Annotated in this window: 16 protein-coding genes; 6 read left to right on the forward strand and 10 right to left on the reverse strand. The window is 58.6% G+C overall.

From position 1 onward, the window contains the following. Positions 1 to 123: 123 nt before the first annotated feature. The 3 genes from JFU47_RS12800 to JFU47_RS12810 all read right to left on the reverse strand — a co-directional run bounded on the left by JFU47_RS12800 (position 124) and on the right by JFU47_RS12810 (position 6,004). A complete protein-coding gene (locus JFU47_RS12800; RefSeq protein ID WP_201183363.1) occupies positions 124 to 2,679 on the reverse strand; it encodes a LuxR C-terminal-related transcriptional regulator in 2,556 nt (851 codons plus the stop codon). A gap of 140 nt (positions 2,680 to 2,819) precedes the next feature. Then, positions 2,820 to 4,187 (reverse strand): DUF1329 domain-containing protein, encoded by a 1,368-nt coding sequence (locus tag JFU47_RS12805; RefSeq protein WP_201183365.1) that lies wholly within the window; start codon positions 4,185 to 4,187, stop codon positions 2,820 to 2,822. A gap of 23 nt (positions 4,188 to 4,210) precedes the next feature. After that, the gene (locus JFU47_RS12810) at positions 4,211 to 6,004 is read right to left on the reverse strand and encodes a DUF1302 domain-containing protein (RefSeq protein ID WP_201183367.1); all 1,794 of its coding nucleotides are present in this window, start codon (positions 6,002 to 6,004) and stop codon (positions 4,211 to 4,213) included. A 676-nt stretch (positions 6,005 to 6,680) separates the two neighbouring features. Here JFU47_RS12810 and JFU47_RS12815 point away from each other — a divergent pair. After that, a complete protein-coding gene (locus tag JFU47_RS12815) occupies positions 6,681 to 7,448 on the forward strand; it encodes an N-acetylmuramoyl-L-alanine amidase (RefSeq protein WP_201183369.1) in 768 nt (255 codons plus the stop codon). A gap of 77 nt (positions 7,449 to 7,525) precedes the next feature. Here JFU47_RS12815 and JFU47_RS12820 read toward each other — a convergent pair whose 3' ends face one another. The 5 genes from JFU47_RS12820 to JFU47_RS12840 all read right to left on the reverse strand — a co-directional run bounded on the left by JFU47_RS12820 (position 7,526) and on the right by JFU47_RS12840 (position 11,444). Next, the gene (locus JFU47_RS12820) at positions 7,526 to 8,437 is read right to left on the reverse strand and encodes an SDR family oxidoreductase (RefSeq protein WP_201183371.1); all 912 of its coding nucleotides are present in this window, start codon (positions 8,435 to 8,437) and stop codon (positions 7,526 to 7,528) included. A 112-nt stretch (positions 8,438 to 8,549) separates the two neighbouring features. Beyond that, on the reverse strand, positions 8,550 to 9,452 hold the full coding sequence (locus JFU47_RS12825) for an alpha/beta fold hydrolase (protein WP_201183373.1): 903 nt from the start codon (positions 9,450 to 9,452) through the stop codon (positions 8,550 to 8,552). After that, positions 9,452 to 10,234 (reverse strand): class II aldolase/adducin family protein, encoded by a 783-nt coding sequence (locus tag JFU47_RS12830; RefSeq protein ID WP_201183375.1) that lies wholly within the window; start codon positions 10,232 to 10,234, stop codon positions 9,452 to 9,454. Before JFU47_RS12830 ends, JFU47_RS12825 begins: the two co-directional genes overlap by 1 nt. A gap of 147 nt (positions 10,235 to 10,381) precedes the next feature. After that, positions 10,382 to 11,068 carry an LrgB family protein gene (locus tag JFU47_RS12835; protein ID WP_201183376.1) on the reverse strand — a complete coding sequence of 229 codons (687 nt, stop codon included), beginning with the start codon at positions 11,066 to 11,068 and terminating at the stop codon, positions 10,382 to 10,384. After that, the gene (locus tag JFU47_RS12840; RefSeq protein ID WP_033057893.1) at positions 11,058 to 11,444 is read right to left on the reverse strand and encodes a CidA/LrgA family protein; all 387 of its coding nucleotides are present in this window, start codon (positions 11,442 to 11,444) and stop codon (positions 11,058 to 11,060) included. The genes JFU47_RS12835 and JFU47_RS12840 overlap by 11 nt, the downstream gene beginning before the upstream one ends. 96 nt (positions 11,445 to 11,540) lie before the next feature. Between JFU47_RS12840 and JFU47_RS12845 the strand changes: the two genes are divergently transcribed. Then, positions 11,541 to 12,437 carry a LysR family transcriptional regulator gene (locus JFU47_RS12845; protein WP_046052913.1) on the forward strand — a complete coding sequence of 299 codons (897 nt, stop codon included), beginning with the start codon at positions 11,541 to 11,543 and terminating at the stop codon, positions 12,435 to 12,437. On the opposite strand, the gene JFU47_RS12850 is transcribed toward JFU47_RS12845, so the two are convergent. Further along, positions 12,418 to 12,873 (reverse strand): flavodoxin, encoded by a 456-nt coding sequence (locus JFU47_RS12850; RefSeq protein WP_201183378.1) that lies wholly within the window; start codon positions 12,871 to 12,873, stop codon positions 12,418 to 12,420. The genes JFU47_RS12845 and JFU47_RS12850 overlap by 20 nt on opposite strands. A gap of 154 nt (positions 12,874 to 13,027) precedes the next feature. Here JFU47_RS12850 and JFU47_RS12855 point away from each other — a divergent pair, with 154 nt between their 5' ends. Beyond that, positions 13,028 to 13,504, forward strand: a complete 477-nt coding sequence (locus JFU47_RS12855; protein ID WP_201183380.1) for a PAS domain-containing protein — start codon at positions 13,028 to 13,030, stop codon at positions 13,502 to 13,504. Between the two features lie 54 nt (positions 13,505 to 13,558). Next, complete coding sequence (locus JFU47_RS12860) at positions 13,559 to 14,164, forward strand: hypothetical protein (protein ID WP_140681498.1); 606 nt, start codon at positions 13,559 to 13,561, stop codon at positions 14,162 to 14,164. Position 14,165: 1 nt separating this feature from the next. On the opposite strand, the gene JFU47_RS12865 is transcribed toward JFU47_RS12860, so the two are convergent. Further along, positions 14,166 to 15,125, reverse strand: coding sequence for a MerR family transcriptional regulator (locus JFU47_RS12865; protein ID WP_201183382.1), 960 nt, complete (start codon positions 15,123 to 15,125; stop codon positions 14,166 to 14,168). A 212-nt stretch (positions 15,126 to 15,337) separates the two neighbouring features. Between JFU47_RS12865 and JFU47_RS12870 the strand changes: the two genes are divergently transcribed. Both JFU47_RS12870 and folM read left to right on the forward strand, forming a co-directional pair. Then, positions 15,338 to 15,907 (forward strand): antibiotic biosynthesis monooxygenase, encoded by a 570-nt coding sequence (locus JFU47_RS12870; RefSeq protein WP_201183384.1) that lies wholly within the window; start codon positions 15,338 to 15,340, stop codon positions 15,905 to 15,907. A gap of 169 nt (positions 15,908 to 16,076) precedes the next feature. Beyond that, positions 16,077 to 16,787, forward strand: a complete 711-nt coding sequence (gene folM, locus JFU47_RS12875) for a dihydromonapterin reductase (protein ID WP_201183386.1) — start codon at positions 16,077 to 16,079, stop codon at positions 16,785 to 16,787. Positions 16,788 to 16,804 lie beyond the last annotated feature (17 nt).

Genomic DNA, 16,804 nt, shown 5'->3' on the forward strand with positions numbered 1-16,804 from the left:
CCAGAACAATGCAAAGCAACACGAATCAAAAAGCACAAAATATTATAGACACCAACAACTTATTACCGGAAACAAAAACACACAAGAGCAAGCACATATAAACAAAATCAAATACAGGCAACTTTACGAGCACACACCTAACAACTTAGCCTTGGCCACAGCTTGCGTTCTGCGTTCAACCCCCAACTTCCCATTAATTCTACGGGCGTGAGTTTTTACTGTATGTAACGAGATGAACAATACATCGGCAATCTGTTGATTGGAGTTGCCCTGTGCGATCAACTTCAAAACTTCAAGTTCCCGCTTACTGAGGGGACTGGAACTGTGAGCCTCAACAGACAGTTCGGTGATCGACACCTGCGCTGCAGATGTACGCAGCCACTGGGGTTGTCGCAATTGCAACTCGCGCCACGCTTGCCGCCCTTGGCAACGGCTGATCATTTGCTCCCCTTCTTGCAAAGCTGCAGTGGCCAGATGCGATTCACCCTGAAGCCAGATCACTTCGGCCCGCGCCAGATGTATTTCCGCTTCGAGGGAGTACATACCGTTGGTGTGCGCATTGTCGATCAGAGTTTGAAGCAACGCTGCGGCGTTGCTGAGCTGTTGCAGATAAACCTCGGCCAGAATCAACAGATACTCAATCCGCGGAATAAGCTCCAGTGTTGCCGGGGGAGCCTGGCGAGCCTGCGGCCCACAATAATGACGCAATACCCGCGTCAGTGCCTCATGGGCCAGTTGCGGTCGCCCCTGCTGCAACCAGAACTGACTGCTGACTTGCAACAGGACGCCACGATAGACGGTCTCCGGAATTTGTCGCTGCTGCATCAGCCGTTCAGCATCGCGCAATTGGACAAACGCGTGGGTGTAATCACCCTGATTGGCCGCCAGTTGCGCGAGACCAAGAAATCCATATAACACACGCTTGTCGTGACTGCGCAGACACAACTCGAGACCGCGCTGAAAGCACTCGCGTGCGTGTTCATCCTGGCCCATGGTTAACGCCAGTCGCCCACGTCGCAAAGCGATACGCCCAAGCAACGGCGCGGGCCGGTCGGCCTGCTGGCAGAGCAGTTCATGTATGTTGAACAACAAACTCTCGGCGCGTGCCGGGGCGCCACGCTGCTCCAGCCATTGCGCATGATCGAGCTCCATCAGGCCCTCGAACACCAGCGAACCTTGCGCCCGCGCCAGGCACAGTGCCTCGCGGTTGTGGGCTTGCGCCACGTCGAGTTCGCCCCTTAGCAATGCCTGTTGCGTCAAACCGGACAAACACATCAGGCGCGCCGTCCAATATTCGGGATCGAGCGCGCTCAACGCGTCAAGAAAGTGCGCGCGTGAAGCCTCCATTCGGCCCTGTAAATGCAGTAACCAACCCTGCAGGGCCTGCCAACGTGCAATCAGTTGACGCTGAAGCACCGCCGAGGGTTGAGGTGTGAAATGCGCCAAATGAGCGATACAGGCAGTCGCCTGTTCGAAACGTCCGGCAAATAACAGCGCAGCTGTAATCAATCCGACCAATTGCGGGCTGCCCAGCGTCAGTTCCTCGCCTTGCTGCTCATGCAAACGCAACAACAGCACCACCGTTTGCTCCTCGAACAAATGCTCGAAACTGAAGTGCTGCAACAGGCTGACCGCCACTTCGTATTCCTCGGCGAGCAATGCCTGTTCGAAGGCCGATTTCCAGTCCTGTTCGGTACAGAACCATTGGCAGGCACGCCGATGCCAGGAGCGTCCCGCCGGCCATTGCTCATCGCGCAACAACTGCGTGAACGGGGTGAATATCTGCAGCCAATCGGTGGAGTCCCCCCAAGGTTCGATAAAACAACCCAGCGCTTGCAAGGTCCGCAAGTACTGAGCGCCCTCTCCGGCCCCGAACAGGTGATCGCACAGCCGGGCATTGAAGCGGGGCAAGTGGGCCAGCACGCGCCAGGCCTCGCTCAACTCAGGCGTCAGCGAGCCGAACAACTCATGCTCCAGGTAATCGAGCAAGGTGTCCGCCCGTCCCAGGGGTTTGTCCTGACGCGACCAGTCGCACTTGTGCAGCAATGCAATCCGCACACCGGCACACCAGCCGCCGGTGCGCTGGATGATCCGACTGGCCACCTTGCTGGCCTGCTCCGGTACCCAGGGCTGCACTATCTGCTCGACTTCACCTGGCGTGAAAGCCAGCGAAGTGCTTTCGCACTCGTACAACTCATCGTCGAGCAGCAACCTTGGCCAGTTGCAGGGCGGCCGGCGGCGAGTACCCAGCCACCAGGTCAGCATCGGGCTGCTGATCGCCAGGATGCGATCCAGTAACAGGTCCAGCTCCGGGTTTGGCAGACGGCAATAGTCATCGAGAAACAACCAGGTCGGCGTCTGCAATCGCGCCAGATAGCCCAGCAACTCTGTTTCAGTCGACGAGGCCTGCCCCAGCGTCTCTGCCAGACGCTGACGAAACTGCGCCGCACTCGACGCCACGCCAGACAATGGTAACCAATGCACCTGGCACTGGGTTGGCGCCTGCAACAGGCATTCGGCGAGCAACGCGCTCTTGCCACTGCCGGCGGGCGCGCAGAGCAATTTCACCCGTGCCGTGGAGGCCAGCAACGGCTCGGTCAAGCGAGCCCGTGACTGGTGATGAGTGGACAGACGGGGCAGGAATCCAGAACGGTCGAGACACGGGATCATGGCGGTCATTGCGGCGTGCCTTTTTATAATTGTCCGGCAACCCTAGCCCTCTCTAACCCGCTTGTTGAGAAGTATTCAGCACGCTGATTGGCAGCCATAAAAAAGGCGACCACCCGGTCGCCTTTTGTACTGTCGATGTATCAAAACCCTTACCGAACGCCCTCGGCACGCAATGCTGATGGCGTGTAGTCGGCAGCCTTGGCTTCGAAGCCGAATTCGAAACTGTGCTTCTCTTCGTTCTTCATTCCCAGGGCAATGTATCGGCCGGCAATGATGTCGTAGAGCGCTTCGAGGGTGTAGGCCTGGGTCTGGTGATCGTAGTAGTACTGGGCGTGACCCTCAGCCACCCGCCATAGCTGACCGCGACCGTCGTAGTGGTCCGCCAGCGCCACTTGCCAGCTGTCTTCGTCGAGGTACATGTGGCGTTTGGCGTAGATGTGCCGCTCGCTCGGCTTGACCGTACCGATCACTTCCCAGACCCGGTGCAACTCATAGCGGGTCAGGTCCTGGTTGATGTGCCCGGCTTTCACAATGTCATCGTACTTGAGGCTCGGCGAGTCGAGTTTGTAGCTGTTGTAAGGGATGTACATTTCCTTCTTGCCGACCAGTTTCCAGTCGTAGCGATCCGGTGCCCCGGAGAACATGTCGAAGTTGTCGGACGTGCGCAGGCCGTCAGCGGCAGTACCCGGCCCGTCATAAGCCACTTGTGGTGCGCGACGCACACGGCGCTGGCCGGCGTTGTAGATCCATGCCAGACGCGGTTCTTTCACCTGATCGAGGGTTTCGTGCACCAGCAGCACGTTACCCGCCAGACGCGCAGGTGCCGTCACCGATTGCTTGAAGAAGGTCAGCACGTTGGCGGCTTTTTCCGGGTCCAGCTCCTTCATCAGTTGCGGTACGGCGATCTCTTCCTCGAAGCGGATCGGCGTGTAGCTGCCGTTCGTTTGCGGGGTCACCTGAGTGATGATGCGTCGCAGGTTCCCGCCGTGATAGCGGGTGATGTGGTTCCACAGCACCTCGACGCCGGTCTTCGGAATCGGGAAGGCGTAGTAACGGTTGCCGGTGAAATTGGCCAGCCCGTTACCCTCGTTGATGCTGTTCACGTTCAGTGCGCTGCGTTTGGCCGATTCGTAAATCTCCGGGGGTACGGCCACGGTGCGGTGGGTCGGGTAGACCGGGATCTTGTAGGTTTCCGGATAGCGCTTGAACATCGCCACCTGACCTTCCGACAATTTGTCTTTGTACTTATCGACTGTCGCGGCCGTGATGATAAACAGTGGTTTTTCGCTGGCGAACGGGTCCGCCAGGAAACCCTTGCTGTCCACCGCGCCAGCGTTTTTCGGGATACCACCAGTCCAGGCCGGGATCGAGCCGTCGGCGTTGCCAGCCTTCTCGGCGCCCAGCGGCGTGAGGCTGGTGCCAAGCTTGTTGGCTTCTTCAGGCGAGACCGCCGCCATCACATTGGCAGCCAGCAGACTCAAGGCCAGGGCGCCGCATTGCAGAATCATCTTGCGCATTAAAATCATCCTTCTCAGCCAGATCAGAAGTTCACGCCGAAGCTCAGCGCCAGGAAGTCGCGGTCTTCCAGGGTGTTGTAGTCACCGCCGAAGAAATCGGTGTAACTGAGGCTCGCGGTATAGGTGTTGCGGTAATCGGCATCGACGCCGACGCTGACGGCCTTGGCGCCTTCGTTGAACAGCCCGTTGGGACCGTAGCCGGCGACGTCGTGGGACCAGGACAGGTTGGGCTTGAGGTTGATCCCGCCGATGACGTTGGCGTAATCGAGGATCGCCCGGGCGCGGTAGCCCCAGGAGGTCGAGGTGACGAAGCCGTCGGTATCGCCACCAAAACCGTACTGGCCATAGACCGAGTCACGGCCGTAACGCAGTTTGCTGCGCGACTCCAGACCACCGACGTGTACCACCGCCGCCTCTCCGACCACGGTCAGCCGTTGGGCGCCCAGTACTTGGTCGAAGAAGTGCGTCAGGGTGCTCTGGACCTGCGTCACTTCCTTGCGGCGGTAGCCTTTGTTGTCGGCACCTGGCGTGGTGGCGATAGGCGATGCCGCGCCGCCTGCGATCGGGTTGAGCAAGGCCAGGGTCAGGTCGTTGGTGTTGACTTGCACCGGGGCATTGGGGCGATAGCTGATCTCGCCGGTCCACGCCGTGCCGGTAGGCAAGGTGGTGGAAAAGCTCGCGCCGTAGAGACGAATGTCTTCCGGGTACTCAAGGTAATACTGACCGCGTCCGAGCATCACACTCTGGGCTAGAGCCGAACCGGTGCCCGGCGCGATTCTGTTGGCGGCACCGACGATGGCCGGGATCCGTGCCAGCGTTGTCAGGCCGGCAGTGGTGGTGCCGACCGTCGGGCTACGGCTGTGATAGTTCATGAAGTACAGGCCGTACTCGGTGTCGTCGCCGAGCCAGCGCAGCGCCGTCCCCCACTGCCCGGAGTCGCGGGCGTCGCGGTCACCGCCACGCGGGACGATCACACCTTCCTGGCTGACCTCGAAGCCTTGGCCAAACGCTGCAGCGATCGGTTGCAACGGTGCAATCGCCGGGCTGGCAACGGTGTAGTTCTTGTTGCAACCGTCTGCCACCACGTCGTTACCGAAGAAGGTGCCGCAGTTGTCGACGACAGTCTGATCCCACTCCAGTTGATAGAAACCTTCCACCGAGAGTTGGTCGGTCAGGCTTTGGGAGGCGAACAGCATGTTCACCGGAATCAGGCCTTCCTTGATTTCGGCGCCGGGACGGCGGAACGCTGAAACGTCGATCGGGTTGATGCTGTTGATCGAGTTGCCGATGAAGGTACTTTCACCCCAACTCACCACCTGCTTGCCGGCGCGCACAGTGCCCGGCAGATCGGCGATGGAATAGTTGTGATAGACGAAGGCGTCGAGAAGTTGTGCTCCGGAGGACTTGGCGCCTTCTTTACGGCCGCTGTCACTGATCGGTTTGAACTCGCGGTCCTCGTCCTTGAGTTCGAAGTCGTACCAGTACTTGCCACGCACGAACACCCCGGTGTCGCCATACTTCAATTCGAGGTCATGAATACCTTTGAAGATCTTGGAGAAGGTTTCGCCCTTCTTGAAGTTTAGCCGCCCGTCATCCCCGGTCGAAGACTGGCCGGTCCCGCCATTGACGATGCCCACCAAGGATTTGTCGGCATCGCGCATGCCCCAGCTCGCGCCGATGGACAGCGAAGAGTCAAAGGTCCCCTCGATTTCCCCGATGTTGAATGAAACAGCCTGCGCCTGGGCGCAGCAACCCAAGGCAACCGCAGCGGCCAGCGCTTGCGGCGTGAAGATGGCGCGCATTGTTGTTTTTGTCATGCGTCTTCCCCGGTGAGTGACAGAAGGCCACACCCTACTGCCGCAGGTTGGGAGCGATAAGCGCACCAAGGAGGTATTCGCGATGTACCTCCAAAGGATGAATGCCCGCATGGGACGGGGATTTGCGCGGGTTATGGATGGGCTGGATGGGGGGTTATCAACGTCGCGCATGGCGTGTAGGCGGGGTCTGTCAGCACTGTTACTCATGCTGCAACAGTTCATGTCGTGAATTGCTATTTTTCCTTTGGGCTCAAGCGCTTATTCTTGCCGGGCTTTCACGGCAATCGGGCCGAAAAGCAGGAAGCAATGGCGAGTGTCCCGTCCACGCCATTGGTGACAGATTTCAGAGGAGTTGAAGGTTTTCGACTCATCGCCCCGTGTTCACTGACGTTGATTTATTGCTCCTTGATCAATCGTCTTACTTTGGCCGCTGCGTTTGCAGCGGCCTTTTTTATGGGCGGTGGTTTTGTGACGGCGGTGAAGATTTGCATGCGTTAAAAGTGGTGCCAACTACTTAATCCACTCTAACTTTTTATTACCTACATAACTCTCGGAAATCGACTACATAGTTATGTAATCAGATGAAGCGCCCCTGCGACTAAGGTTAAAAACAAGTCAGCCATTCTTTTGTACTTACGGGCTGACTCTAACCTTATTCATTGCGAGCAATCTTTTCATGAAACCCATTGACTACAACAAGTACCGTTCTACAAAAAGTTTTAACACCCGCGTACGCTTTCTGATCTTCCACTACACAGCCGGCAACTTCTCCAGTTCGGTCAATGCACTGACCGGCCCGAATGTCAGCGCCCACTATCTGGTTCCCGACATCACCGATCCGAGCTACTTGAAAGCAGGTTATACCGGGCAGGAAGTCTTCAACCTCGTCGACGAAACCAAGCGCGCGTGGCACGCGGGGGTCAGTCACTGGGGCAACAGAAGCAATCTGAACGACACGTCTATCGGTGTTGAAATCGTCAACCTTGCAACGTTTAGCCAAGGGGTTTTCAACTTTCCGCCGTATCAGCCAGAACAAATTGCCGCCATTGAAGAGTTGGCGTTAAACATCCTTGAGCGTTACCCGGATATCAGCCCGACCCTTGTTCTGGGGCACTCGGATATTGCGGTCGGTCGCAAGAGTGACCCAGGGCCGAAATTTCCCTGGCATGCCCTTTACTTGAAAGGCGTCGGTGCCTGGTTCGACGATGCCACCCGAGATACCTATCTGCAGCAATATTGCGAGACCGGCATTCCAGCCCGATCCGAATTGCTCAAACTGTTCAAGACTTACGGGTATGACGTTTCCGATGCGTCAACCGAACAAGGCTTCACACACCTTGTTCGGGCCTTTCAGCTGCACTTTCGCCCGAACACGTACGACGGGATCATGGATGCGCAAACGGCCGCGAATCTGGCGGCATTGGTTCACAAGTATTTTCCTTGAAGACCGCTGCAAACCAGATGTCGGGGGCGACTATCCAGAACCGGCAAGGTCAAGCACGGTGACCTTGCCGGCTTCCATCAAAGCGAATATTTCTGCAAATTCGCCATCATTTCCTTCAGCGCTTCAAGGTTGTCCTGCGGATGCGCCGCGCCTTCGAAATCGCAGATCTGTTGCCAATGCGCCGCCACATCTTCCGGCGAGAACCCAATCCGCGGATCAAACCCCGCGCCGAGGCTTCGTTCCCAGCGCACCTTGCCCATCCAGCCGCCACCGACTTCAAACAGCCCGGAGGTTTCCTGGCAGTTCTCGCTGGCGAGGTACACCACCAGCGGGCTGACCAGTTCCGGTTTGAGTTGTTCGAAGACTTGCGGCGGGATCAGGCCTTCGGTCATGCGGGTGCCGCCGGTGGGGGCGATGGCGTTGACCAGGATGTTGTTCTTGCGACCTTCGATGGCCAGGGTGCGGGTCAGGCCGTAGAGGCCGAGTTTGGCCATGCCGTAGTTGGACTGACCGAAGTTGCCGTAAATGCCCGAGGTCGAAGCGGTGAAGATGACGCGGCCGTAGTTTTGCTCGCGCAGGTGCGGCCAGGCGGCGCGGGTGACTTTGTAGGCGCCTTCGACGTGGACGCGGTAAACCAGGTCCCAGTCGCCGTCTTCCATTTTGTGGAAGGTTTTGTCCCGCAGGATCCCGGCGTTGTTGACCACTACATCGACACGGCCGAAGGTGTCCAAGGCGTTCTGAACGATTTTGTCGCCGTCGGTGACGGAGTCATGGTTGGCCTCGGCGATGCCACCGGCCTCACGAATTTCGGCCACCACCCGGTCGGCCGCCGAAGCGTTTGCGCCTTCGCCCTGAGCCGAACCGCCGAGATCGTTGACCAGCACTTTGGCGCCCTGTTTGGCGAACAGCAGCGCGTGGGCCCGGCCCAGACCGCCGCCTGCACCCGTGATGATCACGACTTTATCTTCGAAGCGCACAGACTCATTCATTGGGGGGACTCCAGCAGGCCAGGGGACAATGAGTCCGAGTGTCAGGCACGGCGATGCGGGTCACAATGAACTGGGGTGAGGCTGAATGTTGCGTGATAAGGCAGGGGGATAATCAGGAACAGGCGACCTTGCGCGGCGGTGAAACCAGCTGATCGCGAAACTCCAGATAATGCTTGAGCACCTGCCCCGGCGCCTCGGTTTGAGGGTAGTGGCCAATACCGGGCAACAAGACCGTGTCCGGGTTCGGGATCAGTTCCCGATAACGTTTGACCATGTGAACGCCGGAGATCGGATCGACCTCACCATCGATCACCCGCAACGGCACTTCACCACGCTGCATCGCGCTGACCCAACGCTCGCGCTGGGCACGCCGCTCAGGGATGTAGGCGATCAATTTGTGCATGATCCGTGGCCCGTGATTGCTCTCGATCAAGCTCCAGAAATCGTCCATCTCGCTCTCGGTGGGGCGGCTCTGGGGGCCGAAGATCTGCCGGAAACTCTTCACCAGACCGTCACGGGAAAAGGCTCGCCCGATCATCCAGCCCAAGGGGCTGAGCAGGAGTTTTTGCATCAGTATCGGGCGATGGGTTTCGGGAAACAGGCCGCCATTGAGGAACACACAACTGGCGATATGAATGCGCGCTTCGTAATGCCGGGCCAACAGTTCCTGGGCCACGCTGTCGCCATAATCGTGGGCCAACAGGTGCACTGGCTGCTCGACCTTCACATGCGCCAGTAAAGCCTGTTGCAGATCGGCCTGCTCCAGCAGGCTGTATTCGTGGTCCACCGGTTTGGCGGAGTCGCCAAAGCCGAGCATGTCGCAGGCAATCACCCGATAGCGCTGGGTCAGTGGCTGCCACAGGAAATGCCAGTCCCAACTGGCGGTCGGGAAGCCATGAATGAGCAACAGTGGCTCACCCTGCCCCGCCGTCCAGTAACGGATGGTCTGGCCACGGAAGACGAACGTCTGGCCGCGTTTGCGCCAGACACACAGGGGGATCTCGGCGAGAGGCATTAGAGTTTATAACCCGGGTCTTGTTTATCGAGTTTGCGCAGCAGCGCTGGCCAGGCCAGTGCGCCGCCCATCCCTTGAGCACTTTTGGTGACGCCGGCGATCATCGCCTTGGCGCCCGCCAGAATCTGCGGTTCGATGGCGATCAACTCGGCGCCACCGTTCTGCGCCAGCACCTGGATATCGCAGGCGCGCTGGAAGGTGAACATCATCAGGAATGTGTCGGCGATGGTGCCGCCGCAGGTCAGCAGACCGTGGTTGTGCAGCATCAGGAAATTGTTTTCGCCGAGATCGGCTTGCAGCCGCGCTTTCTCTTCATGGTTAAGCGCAACACCTTCGTAGGCGTGATAAGCCAGGCTGGACAGGACAAACAACGATTGTTGGCTGATCGGCAAAATGCCTTGTTTCTGCGCCGACACGGCGACACCGGCAGCGGTGTGGGTGTGCAGCACGCAGACGACATCGTGACGAACCTCGTGCACCGCGCTGTGGATGGTGTAACCGGCCGGGTTGATCTCGTAAGGGCTGTCCATCAGCTTGTTGCCGGCCTGATCCACCTTGACCAGGCTGGACGCAGTAATCTCGTGGAACATCAGCCCGAACGGGTTGATCAGAAAGTCTTCGGTACCGGGGACCTTGGCCGAGATGTGGGTAAAAATCAGGTCATCCCAGCCATGCAGGGCGACCAGACGATAGCAGGCGGCAAGATCGACGCGGGTTTGCCACTCGGCGGCGCTGACCTGGTCTTTGACACTGTGTGGCGATTGGACGGGGGCTACGTACACGGCAAGGAACCTCTAATTTTTATTCTTGGGGTTTCTATTGTTTACCGACGTTACAGGAGTCTAGTCACGCCCCGGCAATCGTGTAGTTGCATTGGCAGCCAGCTTGATGGCCTAGCGAGTCAGTACGCCAATGAACGTGGATCCATGTCAAAGTACTGCCGCCAACAAGGGTGCGGCGAACAGATTCAGCAGCCCCGTCAGAACCATGACTAACCCCGCCACCGAGCCCTCTTCACCCCCCACTTCATGTGCCCGACTGACCCCGGCACCGTGGGCACCGACACCAAACAGCGCCCCCCGAGCCAAGGCACTGCGCAGGGGCAACCACTTGAGCAGAACGCCACCGAGCATCGCCCCGAACACGCCGGTGAACATCACAAACACCGCCGTCAGTTCCGGTACGCCGCCCAGGTCATGGGCCAGCGGCATGGCAAAAGGCGTGGTGATCGAGCGCGGCACCAGCGACATCGTCACCGAACTGTCCAGCGCCAGCGCCTTGGCCAGCCCGAACGAACTGCCGATGGACGCCGCGCTGCCCGCCAGCATCCCCAGCAACAACGCCGACCAATGCCGCATCAGCATCTGCCGCTGCTGCCAGATCGGCACTGCAAAAGCGACGGTAACCGGCCCCAGCACCAGCATCAGCCAATGGGTGTTGCTCGAGTATTCGGCATACGCGGTGTGCAGCGGCACAGCGAGTGCCAACAAAAGGGCCGGGGCCAGAATCAGTGGCGACAGCACATAGCGCCCGGTGCGACGGTAGATCCAGCGGCTGAATAAATAAGCCAGCAGCGTGAAGGCCAGCCAGAACATCGGCATCAGCTCAAGCTTCACGAGACCTCCTCAACCGCACCACCAGTTCCACGGTAAATGCGGTCACCAGCATCACCATCAGTGTGCTGACGCCAATCACCAGCAAAATTCGCCAACCGTCGCTGCGCAGCAGACCGCCGTAATCGAGCAGGCTCATGAGCGCCGGAATGAAGAACAACAGCATCTCGGCCATCAACAGGCCGGCGCCCATTTGCAGCGCTGCCGGTTTGACCACTCCCAAAGCGAACGCCAGCAGCAACAACACCATGCCGATGACACCACCGGGAATCGGCCAGGCAAACCACACGGCCATCTGGCAGCCGAGCAGGTAAATGGCGAGCAGCACCGCCAATTCGGTCGCCAGTCGAGCCAAGCTTTTCAAGGTTGATGCGTTCATGTCTTCGGTCCTCGCTGGTGCTCATTTTACGGAGCGGGCTTCCATACCAGAAACGAATTGTTAGACTCGACACTATTCCAATATGGAATCATGCACATGGAATTCAAACAGTTACGCAGCTTCGTCGAGGTCATGCATCAGGGTGGTTTTACTCAAGCCGCCAAGACCCTGCACATCAGTCAATCGGCGGTGAGCAAACAGGTCGCTCAGCTGGAACAGAGCCTCGGCACTGCGCTGCTCGAGCGGCAGGGTTCGCAGCTGCGCCTGACTGCGGCCGGCAGCGTGGTCCTTCTACGGGCCGAAGGCATGTTGCGGCTGCGCAACGAACTGCTCAGTGAGCTGGATGACTTGAGCCAACTGGCCCGCGGGGAATTGCGCCTGGGTTTGCCGCTACTGGGCAGCGACGCGCTGTTCGCCGGACTGTTCGCCGAGTACCGGCGACGCTACCCCAACATCAGCATTCAATTGCTTGAGGGCGGTAGCCTGAACATCGAACAGGCCGTTTTGAGTGGAGAGCTGGAACTGGGTGGCAGCCTGTTGACGAAGGACCCGCAGTTCGCCTTCCAGCCTTTCTGCGATGAACCGCTGGACGCCCTGCTGCCGGCCGATCATCCGCTGGCGTCGAAGACGGTGATTGGGCTGGAGGAATTGGCCGACACGCCATTCCTGCTGTATCAGCGCAGCTTCGTGCTCAACGACCGCTTGCTGCAAGCCTGCCAGCAACTGGGTTTTACGCCGAAGGAAGGTGGTCGCAGCGGCCAGGCTGACTTTCTTGCGGCGCTGGTGGCTGCCGGTCAAGGTGTGGTGCTATTGCCGCGCGTGGTGGCTCGCGGGCTGGTGCGGCCAGGCGTGGTGCGCCTGACCTTGAACGCGCCGAGCTATCTGCGCTGGGATATCGCCTTCATCTGGCGTCAGGGCGCGTACTTGTCAAAAGCCGCGCAAGCCTGGCTCGCCTTGCTGCGCGAGCGACCGGTCAGCCCCGCAGAGCGCTGACCAGCTCCGCCAGCCAAGGTTCGGCGTCGGTTTCCGGCGTCACGCTTTCGCTGGCGTCCAGACGCAGCATCGGCAGGACTTCGCGTAGGCCCAGTTCGCCGAACAATTCACGCATTTGCTCGCCGCCACCGCAGAACGTATCGCCGTAACTCGCATCGCCCAGACCAATCACGGCGCCCGGCAAGCCACGCCAGGCAGCCGGCAACTGGTCGCGAATGGCGAAATACAACGGTTGCAGGTTGTCCGGCAACTCGCCCATGCCGGTGGTCGAGGTCACCGCCAGGAAAGCTTCGGGAGCAAAGGCCTGAACATCGGCGAGGCTTGCACGCGGGTTGTGCCAGGCTTCGAAACCCGCAGCTTTTAAAATATTGGCGGCGTGGCGGGCGACTTCTTCAGCCGTGCCGTACACCGAGCCGGAAAGGATGGCGACTTTCATCAATCTGATCCTGAAGCTGAGTAAAAAGACGGGGGATATTAACAGTCATGGCAAGAAAGCTGCGATTGACTCTCAATTAACGCTGATGGCCAGTAGACAGTGCTCAGTGTTCTTCTAGAATGCAGCGCTCAATCAAATTGGAAAGGATTCTCCGATGATTAACGCCCAACTGCTGCAAATGGTGATCAACGCTTCCAACGACGGCATCGTGATTGCCGAAAAGGAAGGCGAGCAGGACAACATCCTGATTTACGTCAACCCCGCATTCGAGCGCCTGACGGGTTACACCAGCGAAGAAATCCTCTACCAGGATTGCCGTTTTCTTCAGTCTGGTGACCGCGACCAGGAAGCACTCCCGTTGATTCGCGAGGCGTTGAGCAGTGGCGGTTCCTGCCGGGAAATCCTCAGGAATTACCGCAAGGACGGCACGCCGTTCTGGAACGAGCTATCCCTTTCGACGGTGAAGAACCCGGATGACGGACAGACTTATTTCATCGGTGTACAGAAAGACGTCACCCTTCAGGTCAAGGCGCAGCAGCGAGTTGCGCAGTTGGAGGCGCAATTGGCTGAGGTCCAGGCCGAGCTTGCCGCACTAAAAGCGACGAACGGCGAAAACAAATCGAAGAATTGATTGTCATTAACTACAATCACCAGTGACTTTGTAACTATTTCTGTCGAGCAGATCATGCAACGCGACGCACTCCTGACTCAGGATGAGCTGGATTTTATCCAGACAATGCAACACAACCCGCAACTCAATGTGCGGGATGCGACGTCGAGCCTGCTCGTCAACGGTGGTTCACAAATCCGTGACTTGCTCACGCGCCTTGCCGCTCATGAGCAAGTCACCATCCAGGCCAACTTCGAAAATCAGCAAATGACTTTCCCGCTGCACCTGGTGGAAGACGAATTTCACGCAATGCATTTACGCCTCGGCGTCCCCAGCATCTATGAAGACGGACCGATGGTCCGGCCATGGCGCCTGGTACTCGAAGAACCGGTAGCGTTGGAGAATGCCAATGGCCAGCCCGGTACAATGTGGGTGCACGAGGTGTCGTTCAAAGGGGTTTTGCTGGAAGTTCGCAACAAGACCAAACCGCCCAAACATTTCGCCTTGTGGTTCAGCCCGTCTGGCTACGAGCGCATCGCATTGCGCGGCACCTTCGAGAAAGAAACCGAGCACGGCTTCTTTGCCTATCAGTTGAATCAGGGTGACAAGGACGAAACCGAGCGTCTGCGCCAGTACATCCTTCAACAGCATCGGCTGACGCATCCGGCCATGCATCTCTGACTCAAGTGTCCAGGTTGCCTGTCAGGAACTGTTTCAAACGCTGACGCATGACCAATCCTTCGTTACCCAGACATCCAATCGACGATCCAGCCAGGCTTTCCTGCACCAGATCGGACGCATCCCCCGCCAGCATCAACTGACAATCCAGGCTAAAGGCCAGGCGTTTCAATCGCCGTGGCAACTCGGGCGCAGGCGAGTGATTGGAAACCAGCACCAGCGCCCGGGGTTTGACTCTTTCGCAGACCAGGGTCAATTCATCGAATGGCTGACCGATAGCCAACACTTGAATAGCCGAATCGACACCGCTCAGAAACAGCGCCGTGACCAGCACTTCGAGTTCACGACACTGATCGCTCAGGGCGCAGACAATCACCCGTCGCGGCTGCAGGACACGCACTAGCAGCAGGCGTTGCAACACTCGAGAACGCAAAAATCCATCCAGGAAAAACCACTCGCTGGCCTGACCGAATGCGTCATGGCGCTGTAGCAGTTGCTTCCAGAGCGGAAGCAGAATGTCCTGAAACACGACAGTCAGGGGATAACTGGAAAAGATCTGTCCATAAACCTGCTCCAGTCGAACCTCATCAAAGGCATTCACTGCCGCCTGAACCTGTTGCTGCCATTGCGTGTAGTCAGCGTGTACGAGTTCATTCGGGATGATGTGCGACAGGGTTTGAAGCGGTGCAATCCTGGCCAGGATCTTGCCGATTTTACTGACAGCAACGCCGCGTTCGATCCAGCCAAGAATGCTGCGGACTCGTTCGATATCGGTCATCGAATACAGTCTGTGCCCACTTTCGGTACGCGCAGGCTGTATCAGCCCATAGCGGCGTTCCCATGCACGTAGCGTGACCGGGTTGACCCCGGTCAGGCGCGCGACTTCGCGAATCGGAAACAGTTCTTCCTGTACGAGAGGAAGACTGGACTGTAATCCCGTGACCACGTCAGTCAGGACAGGCATTTTGATTTTCTACGTCCATGTATGAAATTGGATCCCATTCTACCTCTCCTGCCCCCACACCATTCAAGACGTTAATGGCGACGAATATCACTGACGTACCCGACAGAATCAGGAATAATCCTTGCTTGTTCCAAGACGCAGCCCACCACCCCGGCGCTGCGCCTGGCGAAACTCCTACCCGGAGCGACGCGATTGTTATACGGAGATGCACAATGTCTACCTCACCCGTCACGCTGATGGTTGCGCGCCGCGTCACCGATGGGCGTTATCAAGACCTGATCGCCTGGTTGCACGAAGGCGAACAACTGGCCACCGATTTTCCCGGCTATCTCGGTTCTGGCGTACTCGCTCCGCCGCCCGACGATGACGAATTCCAGATTATTTTCCGCTTTGCCGACGAGCAGACGCTGCACGCCTGGGAGCATTCTGTATCGCGCACCGCATGGCTGGCACGCGGCAGTGACTTGTTTGCCCATCCAACGGAACATCGTGTCAGTGGCATCGAAGGCTGGTTCGGCGCGGCCGGCCAGCGACCACCACGCTGGAAACAGGCCGTGGCGATATGGTTGGCGTTCTTTCCGGTGTCCCTGCTGTTCAACTTTGTCCTCGGGCCGTTGCTGAGCGACATGGGTCTGCTGAGCCGGGTATTCGTCAGCACCTTGTGCCTGACCCCACTGATGGTCTACTTCTTCATTCCGCTGTCGACCCGCCTGCTGGCCAGCTGGCTGAACACCACGCCGGCACGGCCGTTGCCCGCCGCACCCACTCCTCAAAACCACTAATTTCCATGTGGGAGCGAGCCTGCTCGCGATGAGGCCATAACATTCAACATCTTTGTTGGCTGTAATACCGCCATCGCGAGCAGGCTCGCTCCCACAGGGAAAGCCCCACGATAGGTGAATGCCGCCGTGCGCTGGTATAGTTTTGCTCTTACCGCGACGCGAGCCGTTCATGACCTCTTTCGTAGCTCCAATCCTCATCACCGGTGCCGGCCAACGTGTCGGCCTGCACTGCGCGCAGCGTTTGCTCGAGGATGGCCAGCCGGTGATCTTCAGCTACCGCAGTGAACGCCCCGGCGTGCAAATCCTGCGCGACCTGGGGGCGACCGCGGTGTTTGCCGACTTCTCCACTGAAACCGGGATCTTCGCGTTCATCAGCGAACTGAAAAACCATACCGGCAGCCTGCGGGCGATTGTCCATAACGCCTCCGAATGGCTGGCCGAAACCCCGGACACCGACGCCACTGCCTTCACCCGCATGTTCAACGTACACATGCTGGCGCCCTACCTGATCAATCTGCATTGTGCCGACTTGCTGCAACGCTCAAGCCCCGCCGACATCGTGCACATCAGCGACGACGTGACCCGCAAGGGCAGCAGCAAGCACATTGGCTACTGCGCCAGCAAAGCCGGGCTCGACAGCCTCACCCTGTCCTTCGCCGCGAAATACGCGCCGACAATCAAGGTCAACGGTATCGCGCCAGCCCTGCTAATGTTCAACCCCGACGACGACGCGGCATACCGCGCCAAGGCACTGGCCAAGTCCGCGCTGGGTATCGAACCCGGCAGCGAAGTGATCTACCAGAGCCTGCGTTATTTGCTCGACAACCCTTATGTCACCGGCACGACCCTGACCGTCAACGGCGGACGGCACATCAAATAAGCGGCCCCCGCGAGGAT

It is taken from the genome of Pseudomonas sp. TH39(2020) (assembly GCF_016650715.1).
Taxonomy (GTDB): Bacteria; Pseudomonadota; Gammaproteobacteria; order Pseudomonadales; family Pseudomonadaceae; genus Aquipseudomonas; species Aquipseudomonas mandelii_C.

Bases quoted from the DNA above. Each gene is read 5' to 3' on its own strand.
- JFU47_RS12800 (WP_201183363.1), bottom strand. From the start codon at position 2,679: ATGACCGCCATGATCCCGTGTCTCGACCGTTCTGGATTCCTGCCCCGT.
- JFU47_RS12805 (WP_201183365.1), bottom strand. From the start codon at position 4,187: ATGCGCAAGATGATTCTGCAATGCGGCGCCCTGGCCTTGAGTCTGCTG.
- JFU47_RS12810 (WP_201183367.1), bottom strand. From the start codon at position 6,004: ATGACAAAAACAACAATGCGCGCCATCTTCACGCCGCAAGCGCTGGCC.
- JFU47_RS12815 (WP_201183369.1), top strand. From the start codon at position 6,681: ATGAAACCCATTGACTACAACAAGTACCGTTCTACAAAAAGTTTTAAC.
- JFU47_RS12820 (WP_201183371.1), bottom strand. From the start codon at position 8,437: ATGAATGAGTCTGTGCGCTTCGAAGATAAAGTCGTGATCATCACGGGT.
- JFU47_RS12825 (WP_201183373.1), bottom strand. From the start codon at position 9,452: ATGCCTCTCGCCGAGATCCCCCTGTGTGTCTGGCGCAAACGCGGCCAG.
- JFU47_RS12840 (WP_033057893.1), bottom strand. From the start codon at position 11,444: ATGAACGCATCAACCTTGAAAAGCTTGGCTCGACTGGCGACCGAATTG.
- JFU47_RS12845 (WP_046052913.1), top strand. From the start codon at position 11,541: ATGGAATTCAAACAGTTACGCAGCTTCGTCGAGGTCATGCATCAGGGT.
- JFU47_RS12850 (WP_201183378.1), bottom strand. From the start codon at position 12,873: ATGAAAGTCGCCATCCTTTCCGGCTCGGTGTACGGCACGGCTGAAGAA.
- JFU47_RS12855 (WP_201183380.1), top strand. From the start codon at position 13,028: ATGATTAACGCCCAACTGCTGCAAATGGTGATCAACGCTTCCAACGAC.
- JFU47_RS12860 (WP_140681498.1), top strand. From the start codon at position 13,559: ATGCAACGCGACGCACTCCTGACTCAGGATGAGCTGGATTTTATCCAG.
- JFU47_RS12865 (WP_201183382.1), bottom strand. From the start codon at position 15,125: ATGCCTGTCCTGACTGACGTGGTCACGGGATTACAGTCCAGTCTTCCT.
- JFU47_RS12870 (WP_201183384.1), top strand. From the start codon at position 15,338: ATGTCTACCTCACCCGTCACGCTGATGGTTGCGCGCCGCGTCACCGAT.
- folM (WP_201183386.1), top strand. From the start codon at position 16,077: ATGACCTCTTTCGTAGCTCCAATCCTCATCACCGGTGCCGGCCAACGT.